General features: G+C 72.3%; 25 protein-coding genes. 14 read left to right on the forward strand and 11 right to left on the reverse strand.

The window, feature by feature from the left end; translation table 11 throughout:
- The first annotated feature begins 16 nt into the window (after positions 1-16).
- The 6 genes from ACFVXK_RS10350 (at position 17) to ACFVXK_RS10375 (ending at position 6,326) form a co-directional block, all read left to right on the forward strand.
- Positions 17-1,162, forward strand: a complete 1,146-nt coding sequence (locus ACFVXK_RS10350) for a zinc-dependent metalloprotease (RefSeq protein WP_389611081.1) — start codon at positions 17-19, stop codon at positions 1,160-1,162.
- 192 nt (positions 1,163-1,354) lie between these two features.
- Positions 1,355-2,380 (forward strand): tRNA lysidine(34) synthetase TilS, encoded by a 1,026-nt coding sequence (gene tilS, locus ACFVXK_RS10355; RefSeq protein ID WP_389611082.1) that lies wholly within the window; start codon positions 1,355-1,357, stop codon positions 2,378-2,380.
- A 67-nt stretch (positions 2,381-2,447) separates the two neighbouring features.
- Complete coding sequence (gene hpt / locus ACFVXK_RS10360) at positions 2,448-3,008, forward strand: hypoxanthine phosphoribosyltransferase (protein WP_007264874.1); 561 nt, start codon at positions 2,448-2,450, stop codon at positions 3,006-3,008.
- Positions 3,009-3,202: 194 nt separating this feature from the next.
- Positions 3,203-5,236 carry an ATP-dependent zinc metalloprotease FtsH gene (ftsH, locus tag ACFVXK_RS10365; RefSeq protein WP_389611083.1) on the forward strand — a complete coding sequence of 678 codons (2,034 nt, stop codon included), beginning with the start codon at positions 3,203-3,205 and terminating at the stop codon, positions 5,234-5,236.
- 93 nt (positions 5,237-5,329) lie between these two features.
- Positions 5,330-5,938, forward strand: coding sequence for a GTP cyclohydrolase I FolE (gene folE, locus ACFVXK_RS10370; RefSeq protein WP_389611084.1), 609 nt, complete (start codon positions 5,330-5,332; stop codon positions 5,936-5,938).
- A gap of 31 nt (positions 5,939-5,969) precedes the next feature.
- Positions 5,970-6,326 carry a hypothetical protein gene (locus ACFVXK_RS10375; RefSeq protein WP_389611085.1) on the forward strand — a complete coding sequence of 119 codons (357 nt, stop codon included), beginning with the start codon at positions 5,970-5,972 and terminating at the stop codon, positions 6,324-6,326.
- A 23-nt stretch (positions 6,327-6,349) separates the two neighbouring features.
- Here ACFVXK_RS10375 and ACFVXK_RS10380 read toward each other — a convergent pair whose 3' ends face one another.
- The 6 genes from ACFVXK_RS10380 to ACFVXK_RS10405 all read right to left on the reverse strand — a co-directional run bounded on the left by ACFVXK_RS10380 (position 6,350) and on the right by ACFVXK_RS10405 (position 11,269).
- Positions 6,350-6,835, reverse strand: a complete 486-nt coding sequence (locus tag ACFVXK_RS10380) for a DUF3180 domain-containing protein (protein ID WP_389611086.1) — start codon at positions 6,833-6,835, stop codon at positions 6,350-6,352.
- A gap of 49 nt (positions 6,836-6,884) precedes the next feature.
- Positions 6,885-7,493 (reverse strand): 2-amino-4-hydroxy-6-hydroxymethyldihydropteridine diphosphokinase, encoded by a 609-nt coding sequence (folK, locus tag ACFVXK_RS10385; protein WP_389611087.1) that lies wholly within the window; start codon positions 7,491-7,493, stop codon positions 6,885-6,887.
- Entirely contained in the window at positions 7,490-7,849 is a 360-nt protein-coding gene (gene folB / locus ACFVXK_RS10390; protein ID WP_042809414.1) for a dihydroneopterin aldolase, read from the reverse strand. The genes folK and folB overlap by 4 nt, the downstream gene beginning before the upstream one ends.
- 131 nt (positions 7,850-7,980) lie before the next feature.
- Positions 7,981-8,424: a nuclear transport factor 2 family protein gene (locus tag ACFVXK_RS10395; RefSeq protein WP_389611088.1), complete on the reverse strand. Its 444-nt coding sequence runs from the start codon at positions 8,422-8,424 to the stop codon at positions 7,981-7,983.
- 46 nt (positions 8,425-8,470) lie between these two features.
- A complete protein-coding gene (gene folP, locus ACFVXK_RS10400; RefSeq protein WP_389611089.1) occupies positions 8,471-9,343 on the reverse strand; it encodes a dihydropteroate synthase in 873 nt (290 codons plus the stop codon).
- Positions 9,344-9,421: 78 nt separating this feature from the next.
- Positions 9,422-11,269, reverse strand: a complete 1,848-nt coding sequence (locus tag ACFVXK_RS10405; protein WP_389611090.1) for a phosphatidylglycerol lysyltransferase domain-containing protein — start codon at positions 11,267-11,269, stop codon at positions 9,422-9,424.
- A gap of 152 nt (positions 11,270-11,421) precedes the next feature.
- Here ACFVXK_RS10405 and ACFVXK_RS10410 point away from each other — a divergent pair, with 152 nt between their 5' ends.
- Complete coding sequence (locus ACFVXK_RS10410; RefSeq protein WP_389611091.1) at positions 11,422-12,531, forward strand: alpha/beta hydrolase; 1,110 nt, start codon at positions 11,422-11,424, stop codon at positions 12,529-12,531.
- Between the two features lie 68 nt (positions 12,532-12,599).
- Here ACFVXK_RS10410 and ACFVXK_RS10415 read toward each other — a convergent pair whose 3' ends face one another.
- Positions 12,600-13,565, reverse strand: coding sequence for an ABC transporter ATP-binding protein (locus tag ACFVXK_RS10415; protein WP_389611092.1), 966 nt, complete (start codon positions 13,563-13,565; stop codon positions 12,600-12,602).
- 162 nt (positions 13,566-13,727) lie between these two features.
- Between ACFVXK_RS10415 and ACFVXK_RS10420 the strand changes: the two genes are divergently transcribed.
- From ACFVXK_RS10420 to ACFVXK_RS10435, 4 genes are all read left to right on the forward strand, one after another.
- Entirely contained in the window at positions 13,728-14,423 is a 696-nt protein-coding gene (locus ACFVXK_RS10420) for an ABC transporter permease (protein WP_389611115.1), read from the forward strand.
- A gap of 4 nt (positions 14,424-14,427) precedes the next feature.
- Positions 14,428-15,102: an ABC transporter permease gene (locus tag ACFVXK_RS10425; protein ID WP_358895927.1), complete on the forward strand. Its 675-nt coding sequence runs from the start codon at positions 14,428-14,430 to the stop codon at positions 15,100-15,102.
- Positions 15,103-15,157: 55 nt separating this feature from the next.
- Positions 15,158-16,144 (forward strand): ABC transporter substrate-binding protein, encoded by a 987-nt coding sequence (locus ACFVXK_RS10430; protein WP_389611093.1) that lies wholly within the window; start codon positions 15,158-15,160, stop codon positions 16,142-16,144.
- Between the two features lie 97 nt (positions 16,145-16,241).
- On the forward strand, positions 16,242-17,243 hold the full coding sequence (locus ACFVXK_RS10435; RefSeq protein WP_389611094.1) for a hypothetical protein: 1,002 nt from the start codon (positions 16,242-16,244) through the stop codon (positions 17,241-17,243).
- 17 nt (positions 17,244-17,260) lie between these two features.
- Here the strand turns inward: ACFVXK_RS10435 and ACFVXK_RS10440 are convergent, their stop codons facing one another.
- The gene (locus tag ACFVXK_RS10440; protein WP_389611095.1) at positions 17,261-17,884 is read right to left on the reverse strand and encodes a TetR/AcrR family transcriptional regulator; all 624 of its coding nucleotides are present in this window, start codon (positions 17,882-17,884) and stop codon (positions 17,261-17,263) included.
- 127 nt (positions 17,885-18,011) lie between these two features.
- Between ACFVXK_RS10440 and ACFVXK_RS10445 the strand changes: the two genes are divergently transcribed.
- Positions 18,012-18,866, forward strand: coding sequence for an NAD(P)-dependent oxidoreductase (locus ACFVXK_RS10445; protein WP_389611096.1), 855 nt, complete (start codon positions 18,012-18,014; stop codon positions 18,864-18,866).
- A gap of 10 nt (positions 18,867-18,876) precedes the next feature.
- Here ACFVXK_RS10445 and ACFVXK_RS10450 read toward each other — a convergent pair whose 3' ends face one another.
- The 3 genes from ACFVXK_RS10450 to ACFVXK_RS10460 form a co-directional block, all read right to left on the reverse strand.
- Positions 18,877-19,089 carry a hypothetical protein gene (locus tag ACFVXK_RS10450; protein WP_365149964.1) on the reverse strand — a complete coding sequence of 71 codons (213 nt, stop codon included), beginning with the start codon at positions 19,087-19,089 and terminating at the stop codon, positions 18,877-18,879.
- Between the two features lie 49 nt (positions 19,090-19,138).
- Positions 19,139-20,041, reverse strand: a complete 903-nt coding sequence (locus ACFVXK_RS10455) for an arylamine N-acetyltransferase (protein WP_389611097.1) — start codon at positions 20,039-20,041, stop codon at positions 19,139-19,141.
- 74 nt (positions 20,042-20,115) lie between these two features.
- Complete coding sequence (locus ACFVXK_RS10460; protein WP_045946160.1) at positions 20,116-21,258, reverse strand: NADH-quinone oxidoreductase subunit D; 1,143 nt, start codon at positions 21,256-21,258, stop codon at positions 20,116-20,118.
- Positions 21,259-21,289: 31 nt separating this feature from the next.
- Here ACFVXK_RS10460 and ACFVXK_RS10465 point away from each other — a divergent pair, with 31 nt between their 5' ends.
- Together ACFVXK_RS10465 and ACFVXK_RS10470 are read left to right on the forward strand one after the other, a co-directional pair.
- A complete protein-coding gene (locus ACFVXK_RS10465; protein ID WP_389611098.1) occupies positions 21,290-21,781 on the forward strand; it encodes a PH domain-containing protein in 492 nt (163 codons plus the stop codon).
- Positions 21,778-23,121, forward strand: a complete 1,344-nt coding sequence (locus ACFVXK_RS10470) for a PH domain-containing protein (protein ID WP_389611099.1) — start codon at positions 21,778-21,780, stop codon at positions 23,119-23,121. The genes ACFVXK_RS10465 and ACFVXK_RS10470 overlap by 4 nt, the downstream gene beginning before the upstream one ends.
- Positions 23,122-23,144 lie beyond the last annotated feature (23 nt).

Genomic DNA, 23,144 nt, shown 5'->3' on the forward strand with positions numbered 1-23,144 from the left:
CACGTACCGTTGACGCATGACGAGCATCGGTGGTGCGGAGATGGTCGACTGGAACCTCGCGGTGGCGACCGCGACCCGGCTCGTACGGCCGGGTCCGGAGGTGAGCCGCGACGAGGCCCGGGCCGTGGTGGCGGAACTCCGCCGGCACGCCAGGACCTCCGAGGAGCACGTGCGCGCGTTCACCCGGATGATGCCCGAGGGCGCCCCCCTCCCCGACACCCCCGTCCTCGTCGTCGACCGGGCCGGCTGGGTCCGGGCCAACGTCGAGGGCTTCCGCGAACTGCTCGGCCCGCTCCTCGCCACGATGCAGGAGCGCCGCGGCACCGCCCCCGGCGGCGCCGTCCTCGGCGCGGTCGGCGGCAAGGTCACCGGCGTCGAGCTGGGCATGCTGCTCAGCTTCCTGGCCTCCCGCGTCCTCGGCCAGTACGAGACCTTCGCGCCGGTCGCCGGAGCCCTGCCGGGCGACCCCGCCACCGGCGGCCGGCTGCTGCTCGTCGCCCCCAACATCGTCCACGTGGAGCGCGAGCTGGAGGTCAGCCCGCACGACTTCCGGCTCTGGGTCTGCCTCCACGAGGAGACGCACCGCACCCAGTTCACCGCCGTCCCCTGGCTGCGCGCCCACCTGGAGGGCGAGATCCAGGCCTTCCTCGGCGCCACCGAGATGGAACCCGGAGCCCTGCTGGAGCGGCTGCGCGAAGCCGTCCAGTCCTTCACCGGCGCCCGCCCCGACGGCGAGCGCGGCGACGAGGCCCACTCCTTCGTCGAACTCGTCCAGAGCCCCCTGCAGCGCGAGGTGCTCGGCCGGCTCACCGCCGTCATGTCCCTGCTGGAGGGACACGCCGACTTCGTCATGGACGGCGTCGGCCCCGAGGTGGTCCCCTCCGTCGCCGAGATCCGCGAGAAGTTCCAGCAGCGCCGCGCCACCGGCGCCGGCCGGCTGGACGCCGCCCTGCGCAAGCTCCTCGGCCTCGACGCCAAGCTCCGCCAGTACCGCGACGGCGAGCGGTTCGTGCGCGCCGTCGTCGGCGAGGTCGGGATGGACGGCTTCAACCGCGTGTGGACCTCGCCCAACACGCTGCCGACCAAATCGGAGATCGCCAAGCCCTCGGACTGGGTGGCGCGCGTGCACCGCAGGGGGAGCGCGGGGCGCGAAGAGGGGTGACTCGGGAGGCGTAAACATGTCCCACTGGGGGAAGCAGCATCACCCTTCCGAGGGACCGTGAGCCGTTGAAGGGCGTGCGATGCTCGGGGAACGGCTCGCTTCTGTCACCATCGACGCACTCTGAGTGACCACTCCCGCGCGAGCCACACCCCGAAGCCTCCGAGCATCCGAACTCCACGAAGGGCACCGGACATGGGTCCCCATCCTGCGGTCGCGGCGATACGCCTGGCGGTCCGCCGCGTACTCCACGACGTCCTCACCGACCTGACCGACCCCACGGGCCGCGCGGCCGCCACCCCGCCGCTCGTCCTCGTCGCCTGCTCCGGCGGCGCCGACTCCATGGCGCTCGCCTCCGCCCTCTCCTTCGAAGCCCCCAAGCTCGGCATCCGGGCCGGCGGCATCACCGTCGACCACGGCCTCCAGCCCGGCTCCGACCTGCGCGCCGCGGAGGTCGTCAGCCGCATGACCGCGCTCCGCCTCGACCCGGTGGAGTCCGTCGCCGTGCGCGTCGGCCGCGACGGCGGACCCGAGGCCGCCGCCCGTGACGCCCGCTACGCCGCCCTCGACGAGGCCGCCGACCGGCTCGGCGCCGCCGCCGTCCTGCTCGGCCACACCCGCGACGACCAGGCGGAAACCGTCCTGCTGGGGCTCGCCCGCGGCTCCGGCATCCGCTCGCTGTCCGGCATGGCCGAAGTCTCCGGAGGCCCCGGCCGCACCAGGCGTTACCGCCGCCCCTTCCTCCAGGTCGACCGGCAGACCGCCCGCAAGGCCTGCATGGTCCAGTCCCTCCCCGTCTGGGACGACCCGCACAACATCGACCCCGCCTACACCCGCTCCCGGCTGCGCCACGAGGGACTGCCCGCCCTCGAAAAGGCGCTCGGCAAGGGGGTCGTGGAGGCGCTCGCCCGCACCGCCCAGCTCTCCCGCGACGACGCCGACGCCCTCGACGCCTGGGCCGCCGACGCCGAGGCCGGCGTGCGCGACGCGGACGGCCGTCTGGAGTGCGCCAAGCTGTACGCCCTGCCGCCCGCCGTGCGCCGCCGCGTGCTGCGCCGCGCCGTGGTCGCGGCGGGCTCCCCCGCCGGCTCCCTCTTCGCCCGCCACATCGAGGAAGTCGACCGGCTCATCACCGGATGGCGCGGCCAGGGGGCCATCAACCTGCCCGGCCGCGTCGAGGCCCAGCGGCAGGGTGGCAGACTTGTCATCCGGCAGGGCTGATTGGTGCTGAAACACGGCTGAGTCCTCCGGGGGCACACTCCGGAGCCCCCGGCCGACAACGAAAGTGATGCGGGTGGACGAGAAGGACATGGGCAACGACCTCCAGTCGGTGCTCATCACCAAGGAAGAGATCGACGCGAAGCTGGCCGAGCTGGCCGCGAAGATCGACGCGGAGTACGCGGGCAAGGACCTGCTCATCGTCGGTGTGCTCAAGGGCGCCGTGATGGTGATGGCGGACCTGGCGCGCGCCTTGTCCACCCCGCTCACCATGGACTGGATGGCGGTGTCCTCCTACGGCGCCGGGACCCAGTCCTCGGGCGTGGTGCGGATCCTCAAGGACCTGGACACCGACATCAAGGACAAGCACGTCCTGATCGTCGAGGACATCATCGACTCCGGCCTGACCCTGTCGTGGCTGCTGTCGAACCTGGGATCCCGCCAGCCGGCCTCCCTCAAGGTCGTCACGCTGCTGCGCAAGCCCGAGGCCGCCAAGGTCGCCATCGACGTCGAGTGGGTCGGCTTCGACATCCCCAACGAGTTCGTCGTCGGCTACGGCCTCGACTACGCGGAGAAGTACCGCAACCTGCCGTTCGTCGGGACGCTCGCCCCGCACGTGTACGGCGGCTGAACCCCCGTCGTCACCACGATCGCCCCCGGGGGGAACCCGGGGGCGATTCCCGCCGTTGGAGGAGAAGGCGGGTCTGTCGGCCGTCCCGCGGGGCGGCGGGTGACAATACAGGGGTACATTCCGAAGAACAGTCTTTACTCACAGCAGCATTTACCTACGGGCAGGAGGGACGGGGTGCCCGGCACCCCGTATGGATGGACGTGAAGCGATACTTCCGTGGGCCGGTCATGTGGATCGTGCTGGCCGTCCTCGCCGTGGTCGTGTTGATGAACGTCGTCGGCTCCGGCGGCGGCTACAAGTCGGTGGAGACCAGCGAGGTCATCAAGGCGATCAACAGTGGCCAGGTCGAGAGCGCCAAGCTGACCACCGGCGACAGCCAGATGATCAAGATCGAGCTGAAGAAGGGCCAGAAGCTCGACAACAACAGCGGCACCAAGTTCCAGGCCAACTACATCGGGGACCAGGGCGTCCAGCTCGCCCAGAACCTCCAGACCAAGTTCGAAGCCGGTCAGATCCCGGACGGCTACTCCGTCACGCCGGACAAGACCAGCCCGTTCCTGAGCGTGCTGCTCTCGCTCCTGCCCTTCGTCCTCATCGTCGTCGTCTTCCTGTTCCTGATGAACCAGATGCAGGGCGGCGGCTCCCGGGTCATGAACTTCGGCAAGTCCAAGGCCAAGCTCATTACCAAGGACACCCCGAAGACGACGTTCGCCGACGTCGCGGGCTCGGACGAGGCCGTCGAGGAACTCCACGAGATCAAGGAGTTCCTGCAGGAGCCGGCGAAGTTCCAGGCCGTCGGCGCCAAGATCCCCAAGGGTGTGCTGCTCTACGGCCCGCCCGGAACCGGCAAGACCCTGCTCGCGCGCGCCGTCGCGGGCGAGGCCGGCGTGCCGTTCTACTCGATCTCCGGTTCCGACTTCGTCGAGATGTTCGTCGGTGTCGGCGCCTCCCGTGTCCGCGACCTGTTCGAGCAGGCCAAGGCGAACGCCCCGGCGATCGTCTTCGTCGACGAGATCGACGCCGTCGGCCGGCACCGCGGTGCGGGCCTCGGCGGCGGCCACGACGAGCGCGAGCAGACCCTCAACCAGCTGCTCGTCGAGATGGACGGATTCGACGTGAAGGGCGGCGTCATCCTGATCGCCGCCACGAACCGCCCCGACATCCTCGACCCGGCGCTGCTGCGCCCGGGCCGCTTCGACCGGCAGATCGCGGTCGACCGGCCGGACATGCAGGGCCGTCTGGAGATCCTCAAGGTCCACCAGAAGGGCAAGCCGGTCGCACCGGACGTCGACCTCTCGGCCGTCGCCCGCCGCACCCCCGGCTTCACGGGTGCCGATCTGTCCAACGTGCTGAACGAGGCCGCGCTGCTCACGGCCCGCTCGGACAAGAAGCTGATCGACAACTCGATGCTGGACGAGGCGATCGACCGCGTCGTGGCGGGCCCGCAGAAGCGGACCCGGATCATGTCCGACAAGGAGAAGAAGATCACCGCGTACCACGAGGGCGGACACGCCCTGGTCGCGGCGGCCTCCCCGAACTCCGACCCGGTACACAAGATCACGATCCTGTCCCGCGGCCGGGCCCTGGGCTACACCATGGTCCTGCCCGACGAGGACAAGTACTCGACCACCCGCAACGAGATGCTCGACCAGCTCGCGTACATGCTGGGCGGCCGCGCGGCCGAGGAACTGGTCTTCCACGACCCGACCACGGGCGCCGCGAACGACATCGAGAAGGCCACGGCGACGGCCCGCGCGATGGTCACCCAGTACGGCATGACCGAGCGCCTCGGCGCGATCAAGTTCGGCGGGGACAACACCGAGCCGTTCCTGGGCCGCGAGATGTCGCACCCGCGGGACTACTCGGAAGAGGTCGCGGCGCTGGTCGACGAAGAGGTCAAGAAGCTCATCGAGACCGCGCACAACGAGGCCTGGGAGATCCTGGTCGAGAACCGGGACGTCCTGGACAACCTCGTCCTCGCCCTCCTGGAGAAGGAGACGCTGGGCAAGGAGGAGATCGCCGAGATCTTCTCCACGATCGTGAAGCGCCCGGCCCGCCCGGCGTGGACCGGCTCGGCCCGCCGTACCCCCTCCACCCGTCCGCCGGTGCTCTCTCCCAAGGAGCTCCAGCTGACGAACGCCGCCAACGGCACCTCGGCCTCGGCCCAGACCGCCGTGTCGGTGGAGAAGTCCCCGGAGCCCTCCCCGGAGGAGCGCCCGGAGGCCTGATCAGGTCCGGAATGGATGCCGCGCCCCCCAGGTTCTAGCCTGGGGGGCGCGGCACATTTGTACGCCGCCCGCGCACACAGGAACGAGGAAGAGATGACCGACCCAGTGACCCTGACCGGTGACGAGGGCACGATCGGCGAGTTCGACGAGAAGCGCGCCGAGGCGGCCGTCCGCGAGCTCCTGATCGCGGTCGGCGAGGACCCGGACCGCGAGGGCCTCCTGGAGACCCCCGCGCGCGTGGCGCGGGCGTACAAGGAGATATTCGCCGGCCTGTACCAGAAGCCCGAGGACGTCCTGACGACGACGTTCGACCTCGGCCACGACGAGATGGTCCTGGTGAAGGACATCGAGGTCATGTCGAGCTGTGAGCACCACCTGGTCCCGTTCCACGGCGTGGCCCACGTCGGCTACATCCCGTCCACCGACGGCAAGATCACCGGCCTGTCGAAGCTGGCCCGGCTCGTGGACGTCTTCGCCCGCCGTCCCCAGGTGCAGGAGCGGCTGACCACGCAGATCGCCGACTCCCTGATGGAGATCCTGGACCCGCGCGGCTGCATCGTGGTCATCGAGTGCGAGCACATGTGCATGACGATGCGCGGGGTCCGCAAGCCGGGCGCGAAGACCATCACCTCGGCGGTCCGCGGCCAGCTCCGCGACCCCGCGACCCGCAACGAGGCCATGAGCCTGATCATGGCGCGCTGACCCGGTGGCCGGTCCGGCCGGCTGGGAGCCGTTGAGCGAGGACGTCCGGCGGACGCTGGAGCTGCTGCTCGACGGCCCGTCCGACCTCCACCGGGCGCTGCGGGCGCAGATCCCGTACGCCGAGATGCGCGACAGCGGCTGCTCCTGCCCCTGCGTGTACCTGCGGGTGGCCGTGGAGGCCCCGGAGGCCCTGGAGGCCGCCCCGACGGGCCCGGGGCTGGGGCCGGTGGCGTCGGCCCCCCTGCTGGCCGCGGACGGCGGCTACGACGGCGAGGCGACGCTGTTCGCGTACGACGGTGTCCTGGAGGACCTCCAGTTCTGCGACTGGGAGGACCGCGGGCCCGGGCCGCGCCCGCTCTGGGAGTGGCTGGGCCCCCGCCACGGCTGAGCCGGGCCGGCCCCAGGCCGCCGCTAGGCCGCCGCGTGGGCCTTGGTGGGGTCCTCGTCGTCCGGGAGTTTCAGGACGTGTTCCAGGAAGAGGGCGGCCGCGACGACCGCGGCGCCCGCCAGGACCGAGCCGCCCGCGTACCAGGTCTGGTCGCGGCGGGCCGGGACGTCCAGGGAGTCCGTCAGGAGGAAGACGCCGACCCCGCCGTACATGCCGGCGACCAGGGCCGCCACCAGGGCGCTGGCCTGGCCGAAGACCACCGCGCGGGCCGCCATCAGCGGCTCCACGCCCTTGGCCCCCGGACGGCGCTCGCGCTGGGCCTTCAGGCGGGCGCGCAGGGACAGGGCCGTGGCGAACAGCACCACCGCGATGACCGCCAGCACGACCGGCGCGGCCAGTGGGACGCCCGGCAGGGTGCCGTAGGCGTTCCACAGGCGGGCGCCCGCCCAGGACAGCACCCCGGCGATCACGAAGATGCCCGCCAGGACCGCCGGCCTCAGTTGCTTCACGTTGCCCGTCCCCAGTTCAGTGCAGTCGGCTACCTGAACACGCTAACGGCTATTCCGGGAGACGGAGTTCCAGGTCGGTGCGCGGCGTGACCCCGCTCATGCCGATCGCGGCCAGCAGGCCGGCGACGGGGCCGCGGCCGGGCAGCTGGGCCTCGGGGTCGATCTCGTTCCAGGGGGCCAGCACGAAGGCCCGCAGGTGCGCCCGCGGGTGCGGGAGGGTGAGGACGGGGTCGTCGGAGACGACGTCCGCGTAGGTGACGATGTCCACGTCGATGGTGCGCGGCCCCCAGCGCTCCTCGCGGACCCGGTCGAAGGCCTCCTCGACGGCGTGCGCCCGCTCCAGGAGCGAGGACGGCGGGAGGGTGGTCTTCAGGGCGATGACCGCGTTGAGGTACGAGGGCTGCGAGCCCGGCTCGACGCCCCACGGCTCGGTCTCGTAGACCGGGGAGACGGCCTTGACCCGCAGGCCGGGCGTGTCGCCGAGGGCGTCGATGGCGCCCTGGAGGGTCTCCAGCCGGTTGCCGAGGTTCGCGCCGAGCGCGATCACGGCCCATTTGGGGTTGGAGAGGGTGACGTCGGCCGCGTCGACCGCCTGGACGACGGACGCGGGGACGGGCTGGACCGTGGGGTCGCTCTGGGCGTGCTGTCCGTTGTTCACACGCGGCTCCGGGTGATCGTGATGGTCACGTCGTCGAAGGGGACGGTGATCGGCGCGTCCGGCTTGTGGACGACGACCTCCACCTGGGCCACCGCCTCGTGCTTGAGGCACTGCTGGGCGATCCGCTCGGCGAGGGTCTCGATCAGGTCCACGGGCTCGCCCTGGACGACGTCGACGACCTCCTCGGCCACGACCCCGTAGTGCACGGTCTTGGCCAGGTCGTCCCCGGCGGCCGCCGGGCGGGTGTCCAGGTGCAGCACGAGGTCGACGATGAAGGTCTGGCCTTCTTCGCGTTCCCGGGGGAAGACGCCGTGGTGCCCGCGAGCCTTGAGGCCGCGCAGCGCGACACGATCCACGCGAATCACTCCTGCTTTCGTAGGTGCTTCCGGTCCCGGGACTGCCCGGGCCCTTGGGCCTACGCCGAGTGCGGTCGGCGTCGTCCACCTTCGAATTTACCTGCGACAACCCTCCGCCCCCGCCCTTGGGGTCAGTCGGAGGCCTCTTCCTCCTCGTCATCGGAGTCCGTGAGCACCGGAGAACCGTGGTGGGACCAGAGCCGCCAGCCCTCCGGTGTGCGTCGGAACACATTCGTGGCGACCACCAGCTGGCCGACGAGCGGACCGAGTTCCCCGGCCTCCTCGGCGGGGCCCCCGCTGAGGATGTTCTCGGTGCAGGTGACCAGGGCGGTGTCGCCTATGAGGGTCACCTTGGTGTCGGTGAGGAAGAACTGGATGTACTCGGTGTGGGACATGATCAGCGCGTACGAGCGCAGCACCTCGCCCCGGCCGGAGAGCACCGGCCAGCCGGGATGGACGCAGGAGATCTCGTCCTCGAGCCAGAGCGCCGACAGTGCGTCGAAGTCCCCCCGCTCCATGGCCTCGTAGAAGGCCGCGTTCACCCCTTCGACGGCTTCGATGTCGGTAAGGCTCACCGTTCCCCTTCCCTGTGCGTCCGGTCGGTCCCCTCGGTCCGGCGGGTCACAGAGCCCCTTCCACGGCGCGGGCCACCCGAACCGCGTCGGCGGTCGCCCGTACCTCGTGCACCCGGACGGCCCAGGCGCCCTGGTGGGCGGCGATGGCCGAGACGGCGGCCGTGGCGGCGTCCCGTTCGCGGGCGGGCGGCGGGGCGGCGTCGGCCGCGCCGGCCAGCACCCGGCCGAGGAAGCGCTTCCGCGAGGCGGCCACGAGGAGGGGGAAGCCGAGGGCGCGCAGTTCGGGGAGGCGGGCGACGAGGGCCAGGTCGTGCTCGGCGTTCTTGGCGAAGCCCAGGCCCGGGTCGACGACGATCCGCTCGGGGGCGATGCCGCCGGAGACGACGGCGTCGATGCGGGCGCGGAGCTCGGCGGTGACCTCGCCGAGGACGTCGTCGTAGACGGCGAGGCTGTTCATGTTGTCGCTGAACCCGCGCCAGTGCATGACGACGAAGGGGACGTCGGCGGCGGCGACGGCGGGGATCATGCGGGGGTCGGCGAGGCCGCCGCTGACGTCGTTGACGAGGCGGGCGCCGGCGGCGACGGCCTGCTCGGCGACGCTCGCGCGCATGGTGTCGACGGAGACGGTGACGCCTTCGGAGGCGAGGCCCCGGACGACGGGGACGACCCGGCGCAGCTCCTCCTCGGCGTCGACGCGGGTGGCGCCGGGACGGGTGGACTCGCCGCCGACGTCCACGAGGTCGGCGCCCTGGGCGACCAGGTCGAGGCCGCGCTTGACGGCGGCGGTGGTGTCGAACCAGCGGCCGCCGTCGGAGAAGGAGTCGGGGGTGACGTTGACGACGCCCATGACCGCGCAGCGGTCCCAGTCGGGGAGCCCGGCCACCAGGCCCCGGGGTGCGGGCCCGCGGTTCGTGTTCATGGGGTCCAGGGTAGATCCCGGACGGCGGAACGCCCCCGGGCCCTGGTGGGCGCGGGGGCGTTCGGGGTGCCGGGGCGGTTACGCCGCCTGGACCTCGCGGTCCGTCTGTGCGGGGATCTCGGCGTGCGTGTGGGCGCAGGGGCGGGGCTGCTTCGGGCGCCGGCGGCTCTCGAAGAGGCGGGGGAGGGCCAGGGTGACGAAGCCCTCGGCCTGCATCACGGCGATGCCGATGCGGGGCAGGTCGCGGTGGTGGCGGTAGACCATGAAGCGCGGCTCCCAGCGGGGGCGGAACTTCTCGTTGAACTTGTACAGCGACTCGATCTGGAACCAGCGCGAGAGGAAGACGAGCAGGCTGCGCCAGGCGCGCAGGACCGGGCCGGCGCCGATCTTCTCGCCGCGGGCCAGGGCCGCGCGGAACATCGCGAAGTTCAGGGAGACCTTCTCGATCTTCAGCTCGGGGGCCTGCTGGAGGGAGGCGACGATCAGCAGCTCGTTCATGCCGGGGTCGGCGCCGCGGTCGCGGCGCATCATCTCCAGCGACATGCCGTCCTTGCCCCACGGCACGAAGTGCTGGATGGCCTTGAGGTCGCCGAAGGGGCTGCTGTCGCCCTCCTCGACGCGGTGCGCGGTGGCGATGATGCAGTCGCCGTCGCCCGGGTCGCCGATGCGGCCCAGGGCCATGGAGAAGCCGCGCTCGGTGTCGGTGCCGCGCCAGGCCTCGGCGGCGCCGCGCACCTGGGACAGCTCGAACTCGTTCAGCTCGCTGACCCGGCGGACCTTGGTGGTGTAGCCGTTGCGCTCGATGCGCTTGACCATCTGGCGGACGTTGCGCATGGGGCGGCCGGCGAGGGAGAAGTCTTTGACGTCGACGATGGCCTCGTCGCCGAGCTCCAGGGCGTCCAGGCCCGTCTCGCGGGTCCAGACCTCGCCGCCGGTCTCGCTGCAGCCCACGACGGCCGGGGTCCAGGAGTGGGCCTTGGCCTCCTCCATGAACCGCTCGATGGCGCCGGGCCAGGCCTCGACGTCGCCGACGGGGTCGCCGGAGGCGAGCATCACGCCGGAGACGACGCGGTAGGTGACGGCGGCCTTGCCGCTGGGGGAGAAGACGACGGCCTTGTCGCGGCGGAGCGCGAAGTGGCCGAGGGAGTCGCGGCCGCCGTGCCGGGTGAGGAGCTCGCGCAGCTTGGCCTCGTCGTCCGCGGTGAGCTGCGCCGCCGGGTGCTCGGGGCGGAAGGCGAGGTAGATCGTGGTGACGGCGGTCAGCATGCCGAGGGCGCCGAGGGAGTAGCCGACGGTCCAGCTCACCCGTCCGGCGTAGTCGACCGGGCCCTCGAAGCCGAAGAGGCCGTAGACCACGTGGGTGATCTGCTCGTAGAGGCTGGGGTGGCCGACGACCTTGTTCGGGTGGACGTTGACGATGACCAGGCCCAGGCCGATGGAGCCGGCGCTCATCAGCACGAAGTTCGCGAGCGCCTTCCAGCGGCTGCGCGGGTCCGGCAGGGCCTTGAATTCACCCTGGTGGCGTACGAGCAGGGCGAGCAGCACCGCCGAGATGACCACGCTGACGAACGAGTGGCGGTAGGCGAACTGCGCGACCGCGCCGGCGGGCAGCAGGATGACCGAGGCCCTCCAGGCGCGCCGCTTGTTGCGCTTGAGTCCGTGCGCGAGCAGCAGGATCAGGACGCCCGCGCTGATGGAGAGGGCCGCGGCGAACGGGCCCAGGGAGCCGGGCAGCACCTCGGTGACCGCGTGGAACCGGCTGTGGCGGAATCGCGGGAAGACGCCCGCCGCGATGTCCAGAAGGCCGACGATCATGACGGCCGTACCTACGAGACCGGGCACCGACTCCGGCCTGGGTCCGCGGAAGATTCGCCGGACCTTACTCGGAACCTGCCCCGACTTATCGCCATCTATCCTGCTAGACATCGCTTCCCGTTGCTCCGCGAGAGATCATGTGGCCGAAGGCCGCGACAGCCTCCGGGGTGTGGTGCGTCCACTAGGACGACATCGAGGAGGAGCGGGTTCACTCTTCCCTCGGAAAAATCCGGTCCTGCCATCAGAAAGTCGACTGACTGCTCATGGGTCTCACCAGTAATGCCGTTCTGGTCCTGGCCATCATCGCGGGTGTAGCGCTGTTCGCGGTGACGGTCTGGCTCTGGCCGAAGCTCTCGGGCCGCACGTTCCGGGCCCTCCTCGGCCGGGTCGGCCTCCTGCTCGCGACCCAGCTGGCGCTGTTCTCGGCAGTCGGTCTCGCCGCCAACAAGTCGTTCCTCTTCTACGGTTCCTGGGCCGACCTGTTCGGCCAGCAGACGGCCATCGGCAAGGTCGTCGACCACTCGATGAGCAGCAAGGACATCAAGGTCCTCGACAAGCAGAAGCTGGACGTCCCCGGCGGTGCCCAGCCCCAGGTCGGTGGTCAGATACTGAAGGTCGCCATCACCGGGGAGAAGTCGAAGATAACGAGTCCCGGCTACGTCTGGCTCCCGCCGGAGTACTTCCAGCCGCAGCACAAGGACAAGAACTTTCCCGCCTCGATCGTCCTGACGGGTTACCCGGGTACGGCGGAAAACCTGATCAAAGGGCTGAACTACCCCATGACGGCCTTCAAGCAGGCCAAGCAGGGCAAGATGAAGCCGATGATCCTGGTCATGCTGCGCCCGACCATCGCGCCGCCGCGCGACACCGAGTGCGTGGACATACCGGGCGGCCCGCAGACGGAGACCTTCTTCGCGACGGACCTGCCGCAGGCCATCCAGAGCACCTTCCGGGTCGGCAAGAAGCCGCAGAACATGGGCTTCATCGGCAACTCCACGGGCGGCTACTGCGCCCTGAAGATCGCCGCGCACCACCCGCAGATCTTCGGTGCCGCCGCGGGCCTGTCCGCGTACTACAAGGCGGCGGACGACCCGACGACCGGTGACCTCTTCCACGGCGACGAGAAGCTGAAGAAGGCCGCGGACGTGCTGTGGAGCGTGGAGAACAAGAAGCCGACCGGCACCTCCTTCCTCGTGACCACGAGCGAGAAGGGCGAGGACAACCTGAACGACACCAAGAAGTTCATCAAGCTGGTCAAGGGTCCGGACCGGGTCTCCTCGATCATCCTCGACAGCGGCGGCCACAACTTCAACACCTGGCGCCGCGAGATCCCGCCGATGCTGGTGTGGATGAGCAGCCGCATGCAGGCCTGAGGCCGGAGCAGTACCGGGCGGATCCCGCCCGCGCGTCCATCGGGGCCCGACGTCCGTCGGGCCCTTCGTCATGCCGCGGGCGGCTCGGCCCGGCGCAGCGCCCGGTGGACGCCCTCCGGGGTCAGTACGCCGACCAGCGCGCCGGAGGCCGGGTCGGTGACCCCGACGCGGCCGGCGTCCTCCTGGAGCAGGGCCGCCAGGGCCTCCCGCAGGGAGGCCCCCAGCGCCACCGAGGCGGCCGGCGCTTCCCCGTCGCGGGCCGCCGTGAGGTCGGCCTCCCCGACCGGGGTGACCGCGAGCCGCTTGAGGCCGCGGTCGGCGCCGACGAAGGAGGCCACGTAGTCGGTGGCCGGCGCGCCGAGGACGGCCGCCGGGCGGGCGAACTGCTCGATGGTGCCCTCCCCGTAGACCGCGATCCGGTCGCCGAGCCGGACGGCCTCCTCCAGGTCGTGCGTGACCAGCAGGATGGTCTTGCGGACGGTCCGCTGCAGGGCGAGGAACTCGTTCTGCAGCCGCTCGCGCACCACCGGGTCCACCGCGCCGAACGGCTCGTCCATCAGGAGCACCGGCGGGTCCGCCGCGAGGGCCCGGGCGACGCCGACGCGCTGGCGCTGCCCGCCCGAGAGCTGCTCGGGGTAGCGGTCGCCGAAGACGGCGGGATCCAGTCCCACGAGTTCCAGGAGCTCGGCCGCCCGGGCGCGGGCCTTCGCCTTCGGGGTGCCGGTCAGCTGCGGCACGGTCGCCGTGTTCTCCAGCACCGTCTTGTGCGGGAAGAGGCCGACCTGCTGGATGACGTACCCGATGCGGCGGCGCAGCTCGACCGGGTCGGCCGTGGAGATGTCCTCGCCGTTGAGCAGGATCCGGCCCGAGGTGGGCTCGATGAGCCGGTTGACCATCTTCATCGTGGTCGTCTTGCCGCAGCCGGACGGGCCCACCAGCGTGACCAGCTCGCCCTCCGCGACCTCGAACGACAGGTCCGCCACGGCCGTCGTCCCGTCGGGGTACCGCTTGGTCACATGCTCGAATCGGATCACCCCGCCATCCTCCCCCACCGGTGCGCACGGATGGGCGAAGGCTTTGTGAGGGGAGTGTTGCACGTGTGCGAATGATTCCGGCCAGAGCGGGCACCGGGGGTTATGGTCGCACTGGCCGGGTTTTCGGGTACGCGTGTGCGAGCAGGGAAGGGGGTGAGCGGTGTGGCGGTGTCGAACTGCCTGGTGGCGAACGACTGGTTCTGCTGGGACTACGTCACCTCCCGCGCCCCGGAACTCACCGACGCCACCCTCGAACACGTCTGGATCACGGCGGTCTCGGTGCTCATCGGCGTCGCCGTGGCCGTCCCCCTGGCGCTGCTGGCCCGCCGCGGCCGCCGCTGGGCGGCCCCCGTCCTGGGCCTGACCACCCTGCTCTACACGATCCCCTCCCTCGCCATGTTCTCCCTGCTGCTCCCCTTCTTCGGGCTCTCGGCGGCGCTCGTGGTGACCGGTCTGGTCCTGTACTCGCTGACCATCCTGGTCCGCAACGTGCTGGCCGGCCTGGAAGCCGTCCCCGAGGAGGTGCGGGAGGCCGCGCGCGGCATGGGCTACGGCCCGGTCCGGCTGCTGTGGCAGGTCGAACTCCCGCTGGCGCTGCCCGCCCTGCTCGCCGGGGTGCGGATCGCGACCGTCTCCACCGTGGCGCTGACCACCGTCGGCTCGATCGTCGGCAAGGGCGGCCTGGGCAACCTGATCGCCCCGGCCGTGAGCAGCTCCTTCAAGGCGCAGGTGCTCACCGCCTCCGTGCTGTGCGTCCTGCTCGCCCTGGTCGCCGACCTGCTGCTGCTCGGCCTCCAGCGGCTGCTCACGCCGTGGACCCGGGCCGGCGGCCGTCCGGCCCGGGCGAAGGGGGCCTGAGCCGGTGGGAGTCCTGGGTGCGACCGTCGACTGGCTGGCCGACGGGGCCAACTGGTCGGGCGAGAGCGGTGTCTGGCACCGGCTCGCCGAACACCTCCTGGTCAGCGGGATCGCCCTGGGCGTCGCCTGCGCCGTCGCCCTGCCCGTGGGGCTGTGGCTCGGGCACGTCGGCCGGGGCGGCGCGCTCGCCGTGAACCTCTCCAACGTGGGCCGGGCGGTGCCCGTGTTCGCGGTGCTGGCCCTGTTCATGGTCTCGCCGCTGCGCACGGCCGGCTACCTGCCGACCGTCGTCGCCCTGGTGCTGTTCGCCGTGCCGCCGCTGCTGACCAACGCGTACGTGGGCGTGCGCGAGGTGGACCGCTCGGTGGTCGAGGCCGCCCGGGGCATGGGCATGTCCGGCCGGCAGCTGTTCTGGCGGGTGGAACTGCCGCTGGCCCGGGGGCTGGTGATGACCGGGCTGCGCTCGGGCGCCGTGCAGGTCATCGCCACCGCCACGATCGCCGCGATGGTCGGCCAGGGCGGCCTGGGCCGGATCATCACCGCCGGCTTCAACACGTACGACACCCCGCAGGTGGTGGCGGGCGCCCTGCTGGTCGCGCTGCTGGCCCTGCTGGTGGAGGGGCTGCTGGTGGCGGCGGACCGGCTGCTGCTGCGCCGCGGCCGCCCGGCGCCGCGCTGAGAGCCCCGCCCCCTTCCGCAGCCACACCGGTTTCCCCTGATCTCCAAGGAGCATGATGAGCAAGTCCACGCGCATCCTCGGCGCGACCCTGGGCGCGGTGGCCCTGACCGTTTCGCTCACCGCCTGCGGGGGCGACAGCCTGGAGAAGAGCAAGGACGGCGGCTCCTCCGCCGCCGCCTCGGCCGCCGGGGGCGGCAAGGGGAAGCTGGTGATCGGCGCGGCCGGGTTCACCGAGTCCAACGTCCTGGCCGAGCTCTACGCGCAGCTCCTCAAGCAGGCGGGCTACAGCACCTCGATCACCACGGTCGCCAACCGTGAGCTGTACGAACCCTCCCTGGAGAAGGGGGAGATCGACGTGGTCCCGGAGTACGCGGCCACGCTCGCCGAGTTCCTGAACGCCAAGGTCAACGGCAAGGACGCGCCCAAGGACAAGCCGGTGGCCTCCAGCGACGCCAAGGCCACGGTGGCGGCGCTGGACAAGCTCGCGGCCCCGCTCGGCATCAAGCCCCTGGAGGCGGGCGAGGCCGTCGACCAGAACGCCTTCGCCGTGAGCCGGGAATTCGCCCAGAAGAACAACCTCAAGACGCTTTCCGATCTCGGGAAGTCGGGGCTGAAGGTGAAGATCGCGGCCGGGGACGAATGCTCCGTACGCCCCTTCTGCGCCCCCGGGTTGGAGAAGACGTACGGAATCCAGGTTTCCGGTATCGACCCCAAGGGCGTCGGCACCCCGCAGGCCAAGCAGGCCGTCAAGGACGGGGTGGACCAGCTCGTGCTGACCACGACGACCGACGCCACCCTGGACGGCTACGGTCTGGTCCTCCTGGAGGACGACAAGAAGCTCCAGAACGCCGACAACGTCCTGCCGGTGGTCAACATCAAGCGCGCCGGCTCCCCGGAGGTCGCGATCGCGCTGGCCGACCTCACCAAGGTGCTCACCACCGCCGACCTCGTCGAACTCAACCGCAAGGTGGACGCGGAGCGGGCGAAGCCGGCGGACGTCGCGAAGGCCTATCTGGAGTCCAAGGGACTTCTGACGAAGTAACGGTTACGCGATCGATGGGGAATCGCGGGGCAACCGCCCGGCAGAGATTGCCGGGCGGGTACCCCACGCGGGGCCCACGCCCTGTAAATTTCAGGCCATGCCCCGTGGACGTCACCGCAATCCCGAGCCCCTGCACCGACTTCTCACGCCGACGGCCGTCGGCGGGGTTTCCGTCGCCAGCGCCGGCGCGGCCTGGCTCCTCGCGGAACCCCTCGCGCTGCGCCTGCTCGTGGCCCTCACGGCGGCCGCGGGCGCCGGCGGCGCCGTCCTGATGCGCTCCTGGGACCGGGCGGCCGGCCGCCGGGTCGCGGAGCTGGCCCGTGAGCGGGTCAAGGACGAGTGGAAGACGGACGAGCGGATAGCCGAGCTCGAATCCGACCTCGAGGAAGCGCGGCAGCTGCGCGCCAAGCTGGACGCGAAGCTGCGGGCCAAGCGGGTCGAACTCGCGGGCCTGCGCGGGGAGCACGCGGCGCTGCTGCGCCGGTACGCCACCGCCGAGACCGAGCGGGCCGGCGCGCTGGAGAAGCGGCGGCTGCTGGCGCTGGAGAACGCGGGCAGCCCCAAGGAGCTCCCGGCGGTCTCGGAGGAGCGGACCGGCAGCGGGGCGCCGACCGCGGTGGGCTACGCCCGGGCCAACGCGGCGATGGCCGCGCTGCTGCGGAAGTCCGAGGCGCGGGCGGCCGCGGAGGCCGCCGCCGCGACCCCGAAGGCGCTCGCCCCGAAGGAGCTCGCCCCGGCGGCCGGTTCCGAGGCCCCCGCCCCCGTTCCGGTTCCGGCGCGGCGCCCGGCGGCGCCGGTGGCCCCGTACGCGGCCCAGCGGCGGACGACCTCGCGGGTCGAGGGGGGTTTCGACTTCTTCGGTACGAAGAACGCCGCCCAGGCGCGGGCCGCGATCGAGTCCGTGCAGAACGAGGACCTGGCGGACGTGGTCGGGGCGGAGGCGCTGGCCGCGCACGAGGCCGAGGCCGAGTCCGCGGACGGCGAGGCCGAGCCGAAGCCGGAGGGGGCGCAGGACGCCGCCGGCCAGGTGATCGACCTGACGGCCCACGACGAGACCGAGCCCATCGAGGTGGTCCGCCTCCGCACGGCCATCTCCTAGCCGGTCCCCGCCCCCCGTCAGGGGGCGTACGACCCCACCAGGCGGGCGAGGTGGCGGCCCGCCAGGAGGAGCGGGGTGCGGGAGCGGGTGACCTGGGAGGTCATCTCCGCGCCCTCCAGGGTGGCGATGACGGTGACCGCCAGGTCGCCGGCGTCCCCCTCCGGGATGCCGGAGGCCAGCAGCTTCGCCGCCACCAGTTCCTGCCAGTGCCCGAAGGAGCGCGCGCACGCCTCCTGGAGCTCGGGCAGCCGCCCGACCGACTCCAGGGCGGTGGCCGTGACCGGGCAGCCGTCGCGCCAGTCCGATGCCGCGAGGGCGTCCGCCAGGACCCCGGCCGTCGCCTCGACGGCGCGGGCCGCGTCCGGGTCGGAGTCCAGCGCCGCGCCCAGCATGTCCGCGAACTCCCCGTCGCCGTAGCCGATCGCGGCCACCGCGAGCTCCTGCTTGCCGCCCGGGAAGAAGTGGTAGAGCGAGCCCAGCGTGGCCTCCGCCTCGCGGACGAGCTGCTTGACCGGGGTGCTCTCGTAGCCGCCGTGCTGCATCAGGCGTGAGGCGGTGCGGACCAGCCGGTCGCGCGTGCCCGCTTCCGCCTCCTGCTTCCGCTTCCGCCGCTCCGTCGTGTCCGCCGCTGTCGCTGCCATGCGGGGGAGTCTACCCCCGGAATTGGATAGAGCGCTCGTTCTAGTCCCGTGCTACGGTCGTGCCGAGCGCTGGATAGAGCGTTCGTTCTAGTGCCTTTCAGGGTCACTTCGTGGGGAGAACTCCGTCATGAACCAGGTTTCGATCATCGGTCTCGGTCCCATGGGCCAGGCCATGGCCTCCGCCTACCTCGACGCCGGCTACGCCGTCACCGTCTGGAACCGCAGCCCCGGCAAGGACGCCGCCCTGGTGGCCCTTGGCGCACGGCGGGCCGCCACCGCGGCCGAGGCCGTCGCCGCGAGCCGGCTGAGCGTCGTCAGCCTCATCGACGTGGACGCCGTGCACACCGCGCTCGGCGACGCCGACCTCGACGGCCGGGTGCTGGCCAACCTGTCCTCCGACGTACCGGAGAAGGCGCGGGCCGCCGCCGGGTGGGCCCGGGAGCGCGGGGCCTCGTACCTCACCGGCGGGGTCAACGTCCCGCCGACCGGCATCGGCCAGGAGGGTGCGTCGATCTTCGTCAGCGGCCCGGAGGAGGTGTACGAGGAGCAGCGCGCCGCCCTCGACGTGCTCGCCGCCACCGACTACCGGGGGGCCGACCCCGGCCACGCGCAGCTGTACTACCAGCTCAACATGATCATGTTCTGGACCGCGTACACCGGCTGGTACCAGGCCGTCGCCGTCGCCCGCGCCAACGGCCTGACGGCGGCCGACATCCTGCCCTACGCCGGTTACACGGCCGACAGCATGCGCGCCTTCTACGAGGGCACCACGCCGCTCGCCGACGCGGACGACCACGACGGCACCGCCGCCCGGCTCGCGATGTGCGCGGCCAGCCTGGAGCACGTCCTGCACACGGCCGCCGACTCCGGCGTCGACACCGGGATCCTCGCCGCCCACGCCGAGCTGTACCGGCGCGGGGTCGACGCGGGCTTCGGCGCCGACGGCACCACCCGCCTCCTCGACCTGCTCGCCACCCCCTAGCCCGGGCGGTTCAGAACAGCGGGAGCTGGCCCGGGTGCGGGCCCAGGGCGAAGCCGTCCAGGGTCGGGGCGGAGGCGCCCAGCACGACGCGCGCCCGGGAGCCGGGGCAGGACACCAGTCCGGCGCGGCGGCCCGCCGGAGGGTCGTGGCGGGCGATCCGGCCGGCCGTCACCGCGCAGTCGCGGCCGCAGGACGGGCAGGCCCGTCGGGGGGAAGCGGACATGCCCCAAGTCTGCCCTGCCGCACCGACATCGACCCCGCCGGCCCGTCCCTCAGCCGGCGGGAGCGGGAGCGGCGGCCGGCGCGGAAGCGGCCATGGCCGCCCGCCACGCCTCGTGCGCCCGGGTCACCCGGTCCCACAGGGCGGCGCGCTCCTCGCGGGTGACGTCGTCCAGGGTCCGGCCGAAGACCTCCGTGACGGCTCCGTGGAACTCCTCGGCGCCGGTGAGCTCCCGGACCGTGCGCGCGCCGTCCACAGCGGTGTGGATGAGCATCCGCCCGTGCAGCCGGTCGATGCCGTCCGCGCCGCGCCGCAGCATGATCAGCGACTGCCGGAACGGAGAGTCCTCGGCGGTGGACAGGAACCGGTGCGCCGGCTCGCAGTCGGCCATGGCGGCGGGCGCCGCGCGGAAGTTCATCCGCGGCGTCGGCACCCCGTCCCGCAGCAGGCTCCAGCCCTCGCCCCCGCTCCCGCCCTCCCCCCAGGTCACGGCCGCGGCCTCCAGCCGGTACGCGAAGCCCTGCTCGTACGCGCCCGCGCGCAGCGGCAGGGGCTCGTACGGGCCGTCGCCCATGCCGACGTCCACGAAGAGTTCCCGGCCCCCGACCCGTACCGTCAGGGCGAGGTGGTCGCCGCCCGCGTCCAGGGCGCCCGGGTCGGTGTGCATGCCGCCGAGGTGGCGCGTCACCTCGTACCCGAGCCCTTCCAGCAGCGCCGCGAAGGCCCCGTTGAGGTGGAAGCAGTAGCCGCCGAGCCCGGCGGCGATCCGGCGCACGGACAGGGCCGGGTCGATGCCCGGCGGCCGGCCGAGCTGGATGTCGAGGTTCTCGAACGGCACGCGCTCGACGTGGGCGCGCGCGAGGGCGTACAGCCCCTCCACGGAGGGGGAGCCGGGATCGGCGACGCCGAGTCTGCGCAGGTAGGCGGTGAGGTCGTCGCGGGTGACTGTGGTCATGCGGGCGACGGTAGGGCGCCCTCGCGCCGGCCCGTCGGCGATCGGCCGCCGACTGTCAGGTCCGGGCCGCCGGCCTACTTGTCGATGTCGCCGACCACGAAGAACAGCGAGCCGAGGATCGACACCATGTCCGCGACCAGCTGCCCCGGCAGCAGCACCGCCAGGGCCTGGATGTTGTTGAAGGAGGCGCTGCGCAGCTTCAGCCGGTACGGGGTCTTCTCGCCCTTGGAGACCAGGTAGTAGCCGTTGATGCCGAGCGGGTTCTCCGTCCAGGCGTACGTACTGCCCTCGGGCGCCTTCAGCACCTTGGGCAGCCGCTGGTTGACCGGGCCCGGCGGCAGCTCCGCCATCCGGTCCAGGCAGGCCACCGCCAGGTCCAGGGCGTTGTGCGTCTGGTCCAGGAGCACCTCGAAGCGGGCCAGGCAGTCGCCCTCGGTGCGGGTGACCACCTTCAGGACGTCCTGGAGCTCCCCGTACGCCAGGTACGGCTCGTCGCGGCGCAGGTCGAAGTCCACGCCGGAGGCGCGGGCGATCGGGCCGGAGACCCCGTACGCGTGCACCGCCTCCGCCGACAGGACGCCGACGCCGCGGGTGCGGCCGCGGAAGATCTCGTTGCCGTGGACCAGCTTGTCGTAGACGTCCATCCGGGTGCGGACGTCGGCGATCGCCGCCCGGGCCCGGCCCAGCCAGCCGGCCGGGAGGTCCTCCTTGAGGCCGCCGACCCGGTTGAACATGTAGTGCATGCGGCCGCCGGAGATCTCCTCCATCACGGCCTGGAGCTCCTCGCGCTCCCGGAACGCGTGGAAGATCGGGGTGATGCCGCCCAGCTCCAGGGGGTAGGAGCCGAGGAACATCAGGTGGTTCAGGACCCGGTTCAGCTCGGCGAGGAGCGTGCGCATCCACACCGCCCGCTCCGGGACCTCCATGCCGAGCATCCGCTCGACGGCCATGACCACGCCGAGCTCGTTGGAGAACGCGGACAGCCAGTCGTGGCGGTTGGCGAGCATGACGATCTGCCGGTAGTCACGGGCCTCGAACAGCTTCTCCGCGCCACGGTGCATGTAGCCGACCACGGGCTCGGCGCTCGCGATGCGCTCGCCGTCCAGGACGAGCCGCAGCCGCAGCACGCCGTGGGTGGAAGGGTGCTGCGGTCCGATGTTGAGCACCATGTCGGTGCTCTCCGCCGCGCCGCCGATGCCGACCGTGGTCTCCGTCATGCGCGCATTGTCGCAGCCCTACGCTGGGCCCATGGAAACGGGGACGACGGGTGAGACGGAGCGGCCCGCATGGGCCGGACTGCCGGGTGGGCTGCTGTCCCTCCGGCGGCTGCTGCTGGTGGTGTGGACGGTCGTGCTCGCGCTCGCGACCGCCCTCCCGCTGGGGCTGCTCGCCGGGGCGGGATGGGCGGCCTTCGGCGCGATATGGCTGCTGCCGCTGGTCTGGGGCTGGGTGCTGCTCGGGCGGAACTGGCGCTCCTGGCGCTACGCCGAACGCGCCGACGACCTGCTGATCAGCCGGGGGGTGCTGTGGCGGCAGGAGACGGTCGTCCCGTACGGGCGGATGCAGCTGGTGGAGGTGACCTCGGGCCCGCTGGAGCGGCGCTTCGGGCTGGCCTCCGTCCAGCTGCACACGGCCGCGGCGGCCACCGACGCCAAGATCCCGGGCCTGGCCCCGGACGAGGCGGAACGCCTCCGGGACCGGCTCACGGAGCTCGGCGAGGCCCGATCGGCCGGCCTGTGACCGCCCCCGTCCCGGCCCCCGCCCCGGCCCCCGCCACCCCGCCCCCGCCGGGCGCCGAACGGCGGCTGCACGTCCTGACCCCGCTGCGCCGGGCCTGGGTGCCGATCGGCGCCACCGTCGGCCTCGTCGCCCAGCAGGGCGAACGGGCCCAGGAGTGGGCGCTGGCCCTGCCCGTGTGGCTGCGCCTGGCCGTCCTGGCCGGGCTCGTCCTCGTCTTCGGCACGTACGGCTTCCTCAGCTGGTGGTTCACCCACTACGCCGTCACCGACACCGAGCTGCGCATCCGCACCGGCCTGGTCTTCCGGCGCACCGCCCACATCCGCCTCGACCGGGTCCAGGCCATCGACGTCACCCGGCCGCTGCTGGCCCGCGTGGCCGGGGTCGCCGCCCTGCGCATCGACGTCATCGGCACCGAGGACAAGGACGAGCTGGCCTTCCTCGCCGAACGCGACGCCGTCGCCCTGCGCGCCGAGCTGCTGGCCCGGGCCGCGGGTTTCGCCCCCGCCGAGGCCACCGCCCTCGGCGAGGCCCCCGAGCGCGAGCTGCTGCGGGTCCCGGTCCGCGACCTGGTGGTCTCCCTGCTGCTCAGCCTCGACGTGTGGGCCGCCGTCGCCGCCGGGGTCGGCGGGCCGGTGCTCGTGTGGGCGCTCAGCTCCAACCCCTGGGCGGCCCTGGTCGCCCTGCTGCCGCTGCTGGGCGCGGGCTGGAAGGGCAGCGCCACCCGTTTCCTCACCGGGTACGACTGGCGGGTCGCCGAGTCCCCCGACGGGCTGCGCCTGGACCACGGGCTGCTGGACCGGGCCCACGAGACCGTCCCGCCGGGGCGGGTGCAGACCGTGCGGATCGTGGAGCCGCTGCTGTGGCGGCGGCGCGGCTGGGTGCGGGTGGAGCTGAACGTCGCGGGCTCCAAGAACGGGATCCTGGTCCCGGTCGCCGGCCGCGAGGCCGCCCACGCCCTGATCGCCCGCGTGCTGCCGGGCGCCGACCCGGCGGCCCTGGTCTTCGCGCCGTCGCCGCGCCGCGGGGCGCGGTGGGTGGTGCCGGTGTGGTGGAGGGGGTACGGGCTGGCCGTTTCGCCGGAGTTGTTCGCGGCCCGGCGCGGGCTGCTGTGCCGACGCACGGAGATCGTCCCGCACGCGAAAGTGCAGAGCGTGCGCCTGACCCGGGGCCCCTGGGAGCGGATCCGCGGGGTGGCCGACGTGCACGTGGACACCGGCGCGGGCAACACCGTCACCGCCCGGCTCCGCGCGGCGGACGAGGCCGGCGCCCTGCTGTACGCCCAGGCGAACCGCTCCCGCACCTCCCGCGCGTCGGCGAGGCCCGACCGCTGGATGGCCTGAAACAGCGCCCAGGTCGATTTTCG

Origin of the sequence: Streptomyces sp. NPDC058157, assembly GCF_042884105.1 — a bacterium.
GTDB lineage: Bacteria > Actinomycetota > Actinomycetes > Streptomycetales > Streptomycetaceae > Streptomyces.